This is a genomic window from Sulfuricaulis limicola, assembly GCF_002355735.1.
GTDB lineage: Bacteria > Pseudomonadota > Gammaproteobacteria > Acidiferrobacterales > Sulfurifustaceae > Sulfuricaulis > Sulfuricaulis limicola.
Map to the genome: position 1 here is coordinate 1,312,380 of NZ_AP014879.1, position 12,304 is coordinate 1,324,683.

The 12,304-nt window shown below is 63.4% G+C and carries 12 protein-coding genes and 1 tRNA gene; 12 read left to right on the plus strand and 1 reads right to left on the minus strand.

Annotated features, from left to right (window positions below):
- Positions 1-115: 115 nt before the first annotated feature.
- The gene (locus tag SCL_RS06430) at positions 116-1,408 is read left to right on the plus strand and encodes an adenylosuccinate synthase (RefSeq protein WP_096360451.1); all 1,293 of its coding nucleotides are present in this window, start codon (positions 116-118) and stop codon (positions 1,406-1,408) included.
- Positions 1,409-1,566: 158 nt separating this feature from the next.
- Positions 1,567-2,004: a hypothetical protein gene (locus tag SCL_RS06435; RefSeq protein WP_096360452.1), complete on the plus strand. Its 438-nt coding sequence runs from the start codon at positions 1,567-1,569 to the stop codon at positions 2,002-2,004.
- A gap of 208 nt (positions 2,005-2,212) precedes the next feature.
- On the opposite strand, the gene SCL_RS06440 is transcribed toward SCL_RS06435, so the two are convergent.
- Positions 2,213-2,297: transfer RNA gene (locus SCL_RS06440), tRNA-Leu, on the minus strand.
- A 62-nt stretch (positions 2,298-2,359) separates the two neighbouring features.
- Between SCL_RS06440 and rnr the strand changes: the two genes are divergently transcribed.
- The 10 genes from rnr (at position 2,360) to radA (ending at position 12,278) form a co-directional block, all read left to right on the plus strand.
- Complete coding sequence (rnr, locus tag SCL_RS06445) at positions 2,360-4,639, plus strand: ribonuclease R (RefSeq protein WP_096360453.1); 2,280 nt, start codon at positions 2,360-2,362, stop codon at positions 4,637-4,639.
- 1 nt (position 4,640) lies between these two features.
- The gene (gene rlmB, locus SCL_RS06450) at positions 4,641-5,381 is read left to right on the plus strand and encodes a 23S rRNA (guanosine(2251)-2'-O)-methyltransferase RlmB (protein WP_096360454.1); all 741 of its coding nucleotides are present in this window, start codon (positions 4,641-4,643) and stop codon (positions 5,379-5,381) included.
- A gap of 65 nt (positions 5,382-5,446) precedes the next feature.
- Positions 5,447-6,082, plus strand: coding sequence for a peptide-methionine (S)-S-oxide reductase MsrA (gene msrA, locus SCL_RS06455; protein WP_096360455.1), 636 nt, complete (start codon positions 5,447-5,449; stop codon positions 6,080-6,082).
- Between the two features lies 1 nt (position 6,083).
- The gene (locus SCL_RS06460; RefSeq protein WP_096360456.1) at positions 6,084-6,626 is read left to right on the plus strand and encodes a DUF488 domain-containing protein; all 543 of its coding nucleotides are present in this window, start codon (positions 6,084-6,086) and stop codon (positions 6,624-6,626) included.
- Positions 6,627-6,974: 348 nt separating this feature from the next.
- On the plus strand, positions 6,975-7,385 hold the full coding sequence (gene rpsF / locus SCL_RS06465) for a 30S ribosomal protein S6 (RefSeq protein ID WP_096360457.1): 411 nt from the start codon (positions 6,975-6,977) through the stop codon (positions 7,383-7,385).
- Positions 7,386-7,396: 11 nt separating this feature from the next.
- Positions 7,397-7,621, plus strand: a complete 225-nt coding sequence (rpsR, locus tag SCL_RS06470; protein WP_096360458.1) for a 30S ribosomal protein S18 — start codon at positions 7,397-7,399, stop codon at positions 7,619-7,621.
- A 23-nt stretch (positions 7,622-7,644) separates the two neighbouring features.
- Positions 7,645-8,094 carry a 50S ribosomal protein L9 gene (gene rplI, locus SCL_RS06475; protein ID WP_096360459.1) on the plus strand — a complete coding sequence of 150 codons (450 nt, stop codon included), beginning with the start codon at positions 7,645-7,647 and terminating at the stop codon, positions 8,092-8,094.
- A 117-nt stretch (positions 8,095-8,211) separates the two neighbouring features.
- On the plus strand, positions 8,212-9,603 hold the full coding sequence (gene dnaB, locus SCL_RS06480; protein WP_096360460.1) for a replicative DNA helicase: 1,392 nt from the start codon (positions 8,212-8,214) through the stop codon (positions 9,601-9,603).
- Between the two features lie 139 nt (positions 9,604-9,742).
- Positions 9,743-10,819 (plus strand): alanine racemase, encoded by a 1,077-nt coding sequence (gene alr, locus SCL_RS06485; RefSeq protein WP_096360461.1) that lies wholly within the window; start codon positions 9,743-9,745, stop codon positions 10,817-10,819.
- A gap of 97 nt (positions 10,820-10,916) precedes the next feature.
- On the plus strand, positions 10,917-12,278 hold the full coding sequence (radA, locus tag SCL_RS06490; protein WP_096360462.1) for a DNA repair protein RadA: 1,362 nt from the start codon (positions 10,917-10,919) through the stop codon (positions 12,276-12,278).
- Positions 12,279-12,304: the final 26 nt, after the last annotated feature.

The following is a 12,304-nucleotide window of genomic DNA, read 5'->3' on the forward strand; positions in this document are numbered from 1 at the left end:
TTTTCTGGAGAAAAACCAGTGTGAGCTTGAGATACTATTTCATTCGTAGTTATCTGCGTTTATCCGTTTTTACATCCGCGTTCATCTGCGGATAAAAATCATACAGAGAACTGATATGGCCAAGAACGTCGTCGTGATCGGCACCCAGTGGGGTGACGAAGGCAAGGGGAAGATCGTTGATCTGTTGACCGACAAGGCGCATGCCGTGGTGCGCTTTCAGGGCGGGCACAACGCCGGCCACACGCTGGTCATCAACGGCAGGAAGACCGTGCTGCACCTGATCCCGTCGGGCGTGCTGCGCGACGGCGTGATGTGCCTGATCGGCAACGGCGTGGTGCTGTCCGTGGCCGCGCTGTTCGAGGAAATGGACGAACTGACGCGCAACGGCGTGGACGTGGCGCAGCGCCTGCGCGTGAGCGAATCCTGCCCGGTGATCCTGCCGCATCACGTGGCGCTGGATCACGCGCGCGAAAAGGCGCGCGGCAAAGCCGCCATCGGCACCACCGGACGCGGCATCGGCCCGGCCTATGAAGACAAGGTGTCGCGCCGCGGATTGCGCGTGGGCGATCTGCTCGACACGAAGACTTTCCCCGACAAGCTCAGGGACGTGATGGAGTATCACAATTACGCGCTCAAGAATTATTTTCATTGCGACACGGTGGATTACCGGAAGACGCTGGACGAGTGCCTGCAACTGGCAGAGCGCCTGCGTCCGCTGGTGGCGGATATTCCCGAGTTGCTGCATCAATACGGGCGCGACGGCAAGCGCGTGATGTTCGAAGGCGCGCAGGGCGCGTTACTCGACATCGACCACGGCACTTATCCCTACGTCACGTCTTCCAATACCTGTGCCGGCGCGGCCGCCACCGGCAGCGGCGTCGGCCCCGGCAGCCTGGAATACGTCCTGGGCATTACCAAGGCCTACACCACGCGCGTGGGTGCGGGGCCGTTCCCGACCGAGCTCAACGACGGTGTCGGCGACCGCCTGGGCGAACGCGGCAAGGAATTCGGCGCCACCACCGGGCGCAAGCGCCGTTGCGGCTGGTATGACGCCGTGATCATGCGCCGCTCGAATCAATTAAATGGCGTCACCGGCCTGTGCGTCACCAAGCTGGACGTGCTTGACGGGCTCGACACGATTCGCATCTGCACCGCTTATCGTTACGAAGGCAAGACGCGCACCACGCCGCCGAGCGGCGCGGAGGCGCTGGCGAAATGCGAACCGGTTTACGAGGAAGTCCCGGGCTGGACGGAATCCACGCTGGGCGTGCGCCGCTTCGACAAGCTGCCGGCGAACGCGCAGCAGTACCTGAAGAAAATCGAGGAATGCACCGAGGCTCGCATCGACATCATTTCCACCGGCGCCGAACGCGACGACACCATCATCCTGCGGCATCCGTTTGAATAAAGGGACGCTTTCGGAAATCCCGCCGGCAAGCGGTTTGGCCGGCGTTACCCCGGTTTTCCCGGCCCTTGTATAGCCGCGCGTCAATCCCCATAAACGGAATCAAGACGGCGGTTCGTTGTCTAATTCGGACCGGTTCAACAGGGCAACCCATCCCTATCATGAAACCCGCGAAGCTGTTTCTGGTTTTCCTGGCATCGTTTTTGCTGGCGGCGTGCGCCACCACCGCGCGCTTCGAGCAGATGATGGACGGCTATCTCGGCACACCGGTCAGCGAGCTGCAGCAACGGTTTGGCTACAACTATATCGAGCGGCAGCTTCCCGATGGCCTGCGCGCCTATACCTGGGTCTGGAAGGAGCAGGGCGTGTTCCCCGGTTACGAGACGCCGACCACCATCCAGACCTTTTCCTCGGACAAGGGGCAGCATGTCATCGTCATCCCCGGTACCTATTTCCCGTCAACCCCGTACGAAACCAATTGCGAGTTCACTTTCATCACCGACGCATCCGGCAAAACGGTGACGTGGCGCGCCCACGGCAACGGTTGCGCCCACTACAGCGGGCCGGGCAAGGTCCTGGCGCCGGCCGCCCGGCCCTGACGGGAGCATTGCCGGAGCGGCATCCAGCCGGGGCGGAGTCCGCCCGCGGCTTTGTATTTTCAATCGGGATCGGGAGCGAGAAGCCGGCGCGCGGGCATGGTACACTGCGCGCCGTTCCACCCATTCAATTTCAAGGAAAATGCTTCGCGGGAAGCCTGAAGGATGTGTCTTCGGCCCGCTACAACGAGAGCCGCTTACAGTAAAAGAGTGGTACCGAGGAGAGGACTTGAACCTCCACGAGTTTCCCCACTAGAACCTGAATCTAGCGCGTCTACCAATTCCGCCACCTCGGCATGCAGCCCGTGAATTATACGGGACACGGCAGGACGGCGCACTCTACCGAGAGATAAATTTCATGTCAACGCGAAAACCCAAAAAACCGTTTCAAGACCCCATGGCGGAACGGGAACAGCAAAAATACGAACACCCCGTTCCCAGCCGCGAGGCCATTCTCGCCGTGCTGACCGAACGCAACGAACTGTTGCCGTTCCGCGAACTGGCGGATGCGCTCGCCGTGCACGGCGAGCGCGACGAAGATGCCTTCAGCCGCCGCCTGCGCGCGATGGAACGCGACGGCCAGATACTGAAAAACCGTCGCGGCCTGTATGGGCTGGCGCACAAGATGGACATGGTGTCGGGGCGCGTCAGCGGCCATCCGGACGGTTTCGGTTTCCTGATCCCCGATGAAGAGGGCGAGGACCTGTTCCTTTCTCCCGCCGAAATGCGCCAGCTGATGCACGGCGACCGCGTGATGGCGCGCGTCACCGGCGTCGACCAGCGCGGCCGGCGCGAGGGCGCTGTGGTCCAGGTGCTGGAGCGCGCGCACCCGACCGTGGTCGGGCGCTTCGTCACACAGCACGGCATGAGCTTCGTGGTGCCCTCCGACAAACGTATCACCCAGGACATTGCGATCTCGCGCGGCGACGAAGGCGCCGCGAAGGAAAACCAGCTGGTGGTGGCGGAAATCACGCTGCCGCCGACGCGCCATCGCCCGCCCGCGGGCCGCGTGGCGGAAGTACTCGGCGACCATATGGCGCCGGGTATGGAGATCGAGGTCGCCATTCGCGCGCACAGTATTCCGCATGTCTGGCCGGGCGATGTGCTGGACGAGATCAAGGGATTGACACCCGAAGTCCCGGCGCACGCCAGCGACGGACGTTTCGATCTGCGCGGCATTCCGCTGGTCACGATCGACGGCGAGGACGCGCGTGATTTCGACGACGCCGTGTTTGCCGAACACGACGGTCGCCAGTGGCGCCTGATCGTGGCGATTGCCGATGTATCCTATTACGTCAAACCTGGCACGGCGCTGGACCGCGAGGCCTACCAGCGCGGCAACTCGGTGTATTTCCCGCAAAACGTCGTCCCCATGCTGCCGGAAATATTGTCGAACGGCCTGTGCTCGATCAATCCGAAAGTGGACCGCCTGTGCATGGCCTGCGAGATGCTGATCGACGCCCATGGCAATATCAGCCGCTACCGCTTTCACGAGGCGGTCATGCGCTCGCGCGCGCGCCTGACCTACACCAAGGTCGCCGCCATGCTGGTGGAGAAGGACGCCGCCCTGCGCCAGGAATATGCCGAGGTGGTACCGCATCTCGAAGCCCTGTACGGCCTGTACAAAATCCTGCACAACGCGCGCATGAAGCGCGGCGCGGTGGACTTCGAGCTGCCGGAGACGCGCATCGTGTTCGACGAACAGCGCAAGATCCGCGAGATCGTGCCGCTGCAGCGCAACGACGCCCACCGCCTGATCGAGGAATGCATGCTGGCGGCCAACGTCTGCGCCGCGGAGATTCTGAAAAAACACAAAGTGCCCGCACCTTACCGTATTCATGAAGGACCGACCACAGAGAAGCTGAGCAACCTGCGCGAGTTCCTTACCGAGATCGGTCTCTCCCTCGGGGGTGGTGACAAGCCGCAGGCGCAGCATTATTCCAAACTCATCAAGCAGGTGGAGAAGCGCCAGGATTCGCGTCTGATCCAGACCGTGCTGCTGCGCTCGCTGTCGCAGGCGGTGTACAGCCCGGACAACATCGGCCACTTCGCGCTCGGTTACCCGAACTACACCCATTTCACCTCGCCGATACGCCGCTATCCGGACCTGCTGGTGCACCGCGCCATCAAGGACATCCTGGCGAAGCGCCCGGCGACAATCACGCCGGAGCTGGCCAAGCAGCAGGGCGAGCACTGTTCCCTGACAGAGCGCCGCGCCGACGAGGCCACGCGCGAAGTGACGCGCTGGCTCAAGGCCGAGTTCATGATGGACAAGATCGGCGAGGAGTTCGACGGCTACATCAGCGGCGTCACCAATTTCGGCATCTTCGTGGAGCTGGTGCAGTTCTACGTGGACGGGCTGGTGCACATCACCGCGCTGGGCAACGATTATTATCACTTCGACGCGGCGCATCATCGCCTGATGGGCGAGCGCACGCGCCAGATCTACCGCCTCGGCGACAAGGTGCGCGTGCGCGTCGCGCGCGTGGACCTGGACGAAACCAAGATTGATTTCGAGCTGGTCGGGGTGGAGAGCACCGGGCGCGGCAAGGCCGGAAAGGCCCCCAAGCAGGGCCGTCCCGAGGGGAAACGCGCGCCCAAGTCCTCCGCTAAAGGTTCGAGGAAACGCCGGCGCTGACATGGATGATCAACATGTCTGCGGCGTGCACGCGGTGCTCGCCGCGCTCAAGTCCAGACCGGACCTGGTCGAGGAAATCTGGGTCAGCGAGGCACGCGGCGACAAGCGCATGGCCGCGGTGTTGGACGCCGCCCGCGCGGCGCAGATCAAAATCCATAAGTCCCCGCGCGCCGCTCTGGACCGCCTGGCCGATGGCGTGAAGCACCAGGGTGTGGTGGCGCGGGTGCGCGAAACTCCGGTGCAGAAGGAGCAGGACCTCGAATCCTTCCTCGCGAATCTGCCGCCGCTGCCGTTGCTGCTGGTGCTGGATGGCGTGCAGGACCCGCATAATCTCGGCGCCTGCCTGCGCAGCGCCGATGCCGCCGGCGCGCATGGCGTCATCGTTCCGCGCGAGCACAGCGCACCACTCTCGGCGGTGGCCCGCCGCGCCGCCAGCGGCGCTGCGGAAACCATTCCCGTGTTTCAGGTCGTGAATCTCGCACGCGCGCTGCGTGAACTGAAGCAAGCCGGCGTCTGGCTTGCCGGTGCCAGTCAGGAGGCCGATACTGATATTTTTCATGCCGACCTGCGCCGCCCGCTGGCCATCGTGCTGGGCGGGGAGGGCAAGGGCCTGCGGCGGTTGACGCAGGAAGAATGCGACATGCTGATACGCATCCCCATGGCCGGCACGGTGGAAAGCCTGAACGTATCGGTCGCGGCGGGGATCTGCCTGTTCGAAGCCGTGCGCCAGCGCAGCGGTTGAACTCCGCCAGGGAGTCGCCGTCGAAGTCTGGCTGACATTAATAAGCCACAGGCGGGAGAAGACACATGCTCGACTTCATGAAGAAGCCCAAAATGCCCGCGCCACACGAGGCGCTGCCCGGGCGCGCCGAGAAGATGCCGCTGTCGGAAAAGCATTTCGTCAACGGCCGCCCGCTTGCGCCGCCGTTTCCGGCGGGCATGGAGCAGGCCCAGTTTGGGCTCGGCTGTTTCTGGGGCGCGGAAAAATATTTCTGGCAGCTGCCGGGTGTGTACGTGACCGCTGTCGGTTACGCCGGCGGCCATACGCCCAATCCGACCTACCGCGAAGTCTGCAGCGGCATGACCGGCCACAACGAGGTCGTGCTGGTGGTTTACGATCCGCGGCAGGTGAGCTACGAAAATCTGCTGAAGCTCTTCTGGGAGGCGCATGATCCGACGCAAGGCATGCGTCAGGGCAACGATGTCGGCACGCAATACCGCTCCGGCATCTACGTCTACAACGAAGCGCAGAAGCAGGCGGCGCAGGCTTCGCTCGCGCGTTACCAGGAAGAGCTGAAGAAATCCGGCTTCCCGCCGATCACCACCGAGATCCTCGACGCGCCCGAGTTCTATTACGCCGAGGATTACCACCAGCAGTACCTGGCGAAGAATCCGAACGGCTACTGCGGCCACGGCGGCACCGGCGTGACCTGCCCACTCTAGCGTGACGCTCACGCTCTACACCGTCGGTCACGGCAATCGCCAGATCGGGGAATTGATAGCGTTGCTGAAGGAAGCCGGGGTGGACACGCTGGTGGACGTGCGCGCGCAACCGCGTTCGCGCCACAACCCGCAGTTCAATGACGACGCGCTGCGGCTGGCCTGTGAGCATGCCGGCATCGTCTACCACTGGGCCGGAAAACAGCTGGGCGGGATGCGCGACCCGCGTCCGGAGTCGCCGCACCGGGCGCTGCCGGAGGGCCTGCGCGGTTTCGCCGACCACATGGACACCGACGCCTTCCAGAAGGGCGCGGCACAGCTCCGGAACCTGGCCGATCGCGGCACCTGCGCCATTCTCTGCGCCGAGCGCGACCCGGCGCACTGTCATCGATCTCTGATTGCCGACTACCTGACGCTCCAGGGCGCGCGCGTGATACACCTGATCGCCCCCGGCGAAATGCGCGAACATGCGCTTTCGCCCGCCGTGCGGCGCGAATCCGCGGCCCTGGTCTATGATCGGCAGGTCAACGGCGAGTTGGGCCTGTAAAAATTGGAGTGACCCCAATTTTTCCACGCTGTTCAATCGGGGCATAACAGTAGGGCGGAATAGCGACAGCGTATTCCGCCGGATGCCCGCTCCATCCGGCGCAATACGGTTGCGCCTATTGCGCCCTGCGTTAAGGAGCCTGCCCGCGGCACGACCCGGTCGAAAACGCCTTTATATGCGGGTTTTTGACGCCCCAGCCGGCCATATCCGCCTTGCCCCGGCCGGGGGGTTTCCAGTAGAATGCGCCGCTCTTTTGAGCTTTGCCCCTCGAGGGCCCCTTGCCTTACCGGCCGATAATAACGACAAAACGGCAGCGGAAGGCTGATGTTTATCCATAAGGAGTGTTGCATGCGTCATTATGAAGTCGTTTTCATGGTCCACCCGGACCAGAGTGATCAGGTGCCCGCGATGATCGAGCGCTACCGCTCGATGATCGAATCCGCCAAGGGCGCGATCCACCGCCTCGAGGACTGGGGCCGCCGCCAGCTCGCTTACCCCCTGAACAAGGTGCACAAGGCGCACTACGTGCTCATGAACATCGAGTGCGAGCTCGAGACTCTGCGCGAACTGGAGTCGGCGTTCCGCTTCAACGACGCGGTGCTGCGCTCGCTAGTCATCAAGCGCAAGCACGCCGTCACCACGCCGTCGCCGCTGGTCAAGGAAAACGAGGAGAAATCCGCGGCGCCCGCGCCGGCAGCAGCGGAAATCGATAGCGGCGACAGCGAAGCGGCCGAACCGGCCGCGCCCGATCAGGTTTAAGGAGCAAGACCATGTCACGTTTTTTCAGACGCAAGAAATTCTGCCGCTTCACGGCCGAGAAAGTTGAAGAGATCGACTACAAGGACATCGCCGTGCTCAGCGGCTTCATCACCGAGACCGGCCGCATCATCCCGTGCCGCAATACCGGCACCAAGGCCCGCTACCAGCGACAGCTGACGCGCGCCATCAAGTATGCGCGCTTCCTGGCGCTGATGCCCTACTGCGACAGTCACTGAACGAATACGGCGAGGTTTGAACGATGGAAGTCATTCTGCTGGAAAAAGTGCGTAACCTGGGAAATCTTGGCGAACAGGTCAAGGTAAAGTCGGGTTTCGCGCGCAACTATCTCATTCCCTACGGCAAGGCGGTCACCGCCAACGAGGCGAATCGCGCCAAGTTCGAGGCGCAACGCGCCGAGCTTGAAAAGGCCCAGGCCGACGCGCTCGGCAAGGCCCAGGCGCGCGCCGAGAAGATGACCGGTTTCACGGTCCAGATCGTGCGCAAGGTCAGCGAAGAGGGCAAGCTTTTCGGTTCCGTCGGCATCCGCGACATTTGCGACGCCATGGAGCAGGCCGGCTTCGAGCTGGCGCGATCGGAAGTTCATCTCGATCGCGGCCCGCTCAAGGAAATCGGCGATCACGAGATTTCCGTGTCGCTGCATCCTGAAGTCAACTTCAAGCTCATCGTCTCCGTCATCGGCGAGAAATAAGCTGGAATTACCTGTAAACGACGCGCGGCTGTTCATCAGCGCGCGCCGCGCTATAATGCGTGACGCAAGTGCCGTCCGGTAAAGAAACGGCAATCCAGGATTGAGAGGGGGAGGTCGGTGGAAGAACGCGCCTTTTCCAGACGTGGACCGGAGTCGGTGACCGACCTGATCAAGGTCCCGCCGCAATCGGTCGAGGCCGAGCAATCCGTGCTCGGCGGGCTCCTGCTCGACAACCAGAGCTGGGACCGCATCGCCGACATCCTCACCGCCGACGATTTCTACCGGCGCGAACACCGCCTCACCTTCAATGCCATCGCCGCGCTGTGCGAGGAAAGCAGCCCGGCCGACGTGGTCACGGTTTCCGAATGGCTGGAACGCAGCGGCGAGCTGGAGCACGCCGGCGGCCTGGCCTATCTCGGTTCGCTCGCCAACAACACCCCCAGTGCCGCCAATATCGTCGCGTACGCCGCCATCGTGCGCGAAAACTCGGTCATGCGCGAGCTGGTGCGGGCGGCCGGGGAGATCAGCGGCGCCGCCTACGCGCCCGAGGGCCGGTCCGCCAACGAGCTCCTGGATTACGCCGAAAAGCGCATCATGGACATCAGCGAAAAGGGCCACCGGCGCGGCGATTTCCAGCCCCTCAACAGCCTGCTCAGCAAGGCCGTCGACCGCATCGACACCCTGTTCCGCTCCAAGTCGTCCATCACCGGCGTGGCCACCGGCTATACCGATCTCGACGAGATGACCTCCGGCCTGCAGCCGTCCGACCTCGTCATCATCGCCGGTCGTCCGTCCATGGGCAAAACCAGTCTGGCCATGAACATCGCCGAGAATGCGGCGGTCGGCAACAAGATCCCGGTGGCGGTGTTCAGCATGGAAATGCCCGGCACACAGCTGGCGTTGCGCATGATGGCTTCGCTCGGGCGCATCAACGCGCACCGCGTGCGCACCGGTAAGCTCGACGATGACGACTGGCCGCGCCTGACCTCGGCCGTGAGCCTGCTCAACGAGGCCCCGATCTTCATTGACGATTCGCCGGGGCTGACGCCGATGGAACTGCGCGCCCGCGCGCGCCGCCTGAAACGCGAAAATGGCCTCGGGATGATCATCGTTGACTACCTCCAGCTCATGCAGTCCACGGAAAGGAACGAGGAGAACCGCGCCACGGAAATCTCCAACATCACGCGCGCGCTCAAGGGCCTGGCCAAGGAGCTGGACGTACCGGTGATCGCCATGTCGCAGCTCAACCGCAGCGTGGAAAGCCGCACCGACAAGAAACCGGTCATGTCCGACCTGCGTGAATCCGGCGCCATCGAGCAGGACGCCGACGTGATCCTGTTCATTTACCGCGACGAGGTCTACAACAAGGACAGTCCGGTCAAGGGTACCGCCGACATCATCATCGCCAAACAGCGTAACGGACCGATCGGTGAGGTGCGCCTGACCTTCCTCGGGGAATACACGCGCTTTGAAAATTACACTTCCGCCGGGTTCGACTCGAATTTTTAAAATTTTTATCCGCAGATAAACGCAGATATAAAAAACGGATGAACGCAGATAATCCAGGAACAGATATGCCGAATCTGCGTTTATCTTCTTATGCATCTGCGTGCATCTGCGGATGCCTTGATCTTAAGATGGTTTCTGGATGAGCCGGCCGGCGCGGGCGCTGCTGGACGCCGGGGCGCTCAAACATAATCTGCAACAGGTCCGCCATCACGCGCCGCGGGCGCGCGTGATGGCCGTGGTCAAGGCCAACGGCTACGGGCACGGGCTGGCCTGGGTCGCCCGCACTCTCAGCGAATCAACAGACGCCTTCGGCGTTTCCAGCATCGAAGAGGGCGTGCAGCTGCGCTTGGCCGGCGTGACGCGGCCGGTCTGCCTGCTCGAGGGTTTTTTCACCGCCGACGAACTGCCGCTGTTGTCGAAACAGCAACTCGAACCGGTGGTTCACAGCGAGGCCCAGCTCCGGGCGCTGGCGACGGCGCCCGCATCGTCGCCGCTTACGGTCTGGATCAAGGTGGACACCGGCATGCACCGCCTCGGATTCCTGCCTGCCGTCGTGCCGGATGTTCTGAAGCAGTTGCGCAATTGCCCCGCCGTGACGAAGGTGCGCATCATGTCGCATTTCGCGCGCGCGGAATTTCCCGACGACCGCGTCACCCGGTCGCAGATCGAGGATTTCGCCGGTCTGACGCGGAGCCTGGCGCTGGAGACGAGCATCGCCAATTCCGCCGGCATCCTGGCCTGGCCGGCGAGCCACCTCGACTGGGTCCGCCCCGGCATCATGCTTTACGGCGCTTCGCCGCTTATGAATAAAGCGGCGGCACAACTTGATTTGAGGCCCGTGATGACGCTCGAATCGGCGCTGATCGCGGTGCAGCCGCGCAAAAAAGGCGACGCCATCGGCTATGGCGGCGACTGGCGCTGCCCCGAGGACATGCCGGTGGGCGTGGCCGCCATCGGCTATGGCGACGGTTACCCGCGCCACGCGCCGCCGGGCACGCCGGTGCTGGTGAACGGCCGGCGCGTGCCGACCGTGGGGCGGGTTTCCATGGACATGATCACGCTCGACCTGCGCTCCCAGCCGCAGGCGAAGATCGGCGACCCGGTGCTGCTGTGGGGCCGGGGTCTGCCGGTGGAAGAGGTGGCGGAAAGCGCCGGCACCCTGTCGTACGAGCTGCTGTGCCACGTGACTGAGCGCATCCCGCGGGTTGCTGTTTAAATATTTTTGCCACAGAGTGCACAGAGAACACAGAGAAATCAAAATTAAAAATACATCAACTCTGTGCCCTCTGTGATCTCTGTGGCTGAAAATTAAAATGGCTAAACTCAAAACCAAATCGGTCTACACCTGCAACGAATGCGGCGCAAGTTCGCCCAAGTGGGTCGGGCAGTGCCCGTCCTGCGGCGCGTGGAACACGCTTTACGAGACCACCGTCACTCCCGCCGCGCACGTCCGTGCCGGTGGCCGGTACGGCGCGCCGGCAGAGGTGCATAACCTGGCCGAGGTTTCGGCGGAAAAAATTTACCGGCATCCCACCGGCATCAGCGAGCTCGACCGCGTGCTGGGCGGCGGACTGGTCGCCGGTTCGGTGGTGCTGATCGGCGGCGATCCGGGCATCGGCAAATCGACATTGTTGACGCAGGCCATGGCCACCATCGGGCAGGTCGCGAAAGTGCTCTACGTCAGCGGCGAGGAATCCTCGGACCAGATCGCGCTGCGCGCGCAACGCCTCGGGCTGCGCGGCGACCGTTTGCGCCTGCTGACCGAAAACCAGGTCGAGACCATTCTCGCGAGCGCCCAGAACGAGCAGCCGCAGGTCATCGTCGTGGATTCCATCCAGACCATGTACACGGAGATTCTCCAGTCGGCACCCGGCAGCGTGGCGCAGGTGCGTGAATCGGCGGCGCAGCTGGTGCGCTATGCCAAGCAGACCGGCACCGCCCTGTTTCTCGTGGGTCACGTGACCAAGGAAGGCACGCTCGCCGGCCCGCGTGTGCTGGAGCACATGGTGGACACGGTGCTGTATTTCGAGGGCGATACCGGTAGCGCCTTTCGCATCATCCGCGCCATCAAGAACCGCTTCGGCGCGGTGAATGAAATCGGCGTGTTCGCCATGACCGAGACCGGCCTGCGCGAGGTCGGCAATCCGTCCTCGATGTTCCTCAGCCGGCAGGGCGACGCCGTGCCGGGCAGCATCGTGCTGGCGACGCAGGAAGGCACGCGCCCGCTGCTGGTGGAGGTGCAGGCGCTGGTGGACCAGAGCCATCTGGGCAACCCGCGGCGCGTGTGCGTGGGGCTGGACACCAACCGCCTGGCCATGCTGCTGGCGGTGCTGCACCGCCACGCCGGCATCGCCACCTACGATCAGGACGTGTTCGTCAACGTGGTCGGCGGCGTGCGCGTGCTGGAAACTGCGGCGGATCTGGCGATCCTGGCGGCCACGGTGTCGAGCCTGCGCAATCGTCCGCTGGGAAAGGACCTGGTGGCGTTTGGCGAAGTCGGCCTGGCGGGAGAGGTGCGGCCGGTACAGCGCGGGCAGGAACGCATCCGCGAGGCGGCCAAGCTCGGTTTCAAGCGCGCCCTGGTCCCGGCCGCCAATATGCCGAAAAAGGGCGATGCCGGCATTGAATTGCTGCCGGTGCGGCGCCTGACCGAGGCGCTGGAAATTCTGGGGTGAATTAAGTATTAATTTTCAGCCACAGA

Bases quoted from the DNA above. Each gene is read 5' to 3' on its own strand.
- SCL_RS06430 (WP_096360451.1), top strand. From the start codon at position 116: ATGGCCAAGAACGTCGTCGTGATCGGCACCCAGTGGGGTGACGAAGGC.
- SCL_RS06435 (WP_096360452.1), top strand. From the start codon at position 1,567: ATGAAACCCGCGAAGCTGTTTCTGGTTTTCCTGGCATCGTTTTTGCTG.
- rnr (WP_096360453.1), top strand. From the start codon at position 2,360: ATGTCAACGCGAAAACCCAAAAAACCGTTTCAAGACCCCATGGCGGAA.
- rlmB (WP_096360454.1), top strand. From the start codon at position 4,641: ATGGATGATCAACATGTCTGCGGCGTGCACGCGGTGCTCGCCGCGCTC.
- msrA (WP_096360455.1), top strand. From the start codon at position 5,447: ATGCTCGACTTCATGAAGAAGCCCAAAATGCCCGCGCCACACGAGGCG.
- rpsF (WP_096360457.1), top strand. From the start codon at position 6,975: ATGCGTCATTATGAAGTCGTTTTCATGGTCCACCCGGACCAGAGTGAT.
- rpsR (WP_096360458.1), top strand. From the start codon at position 7,397: ATGTCACGTTTTTTCAGACGCAAGAAATTCTGCCGCTTCACGGCCGAG.
- rplI (WP_096360459.1), top strand. From the start codon at position 7,645: ATGGAAGTCATTCTGCTGGAAAAAGTGCGTAACCTGGGAAATCTTGGC.
- alr (WP_096360461.1), top strand. From the start codon at position 9,743: ATGAGCCGGCCGGCGCGGGCGCTGCTGGACGCCGGGGCGCTCAAACAT.
- radA (WP_096360462.1), top strand. From the start codon at position 10,917: ATGGCTAAACTCAAAACCAAATCGGTCTACACCTGCAACGAATGCGGC.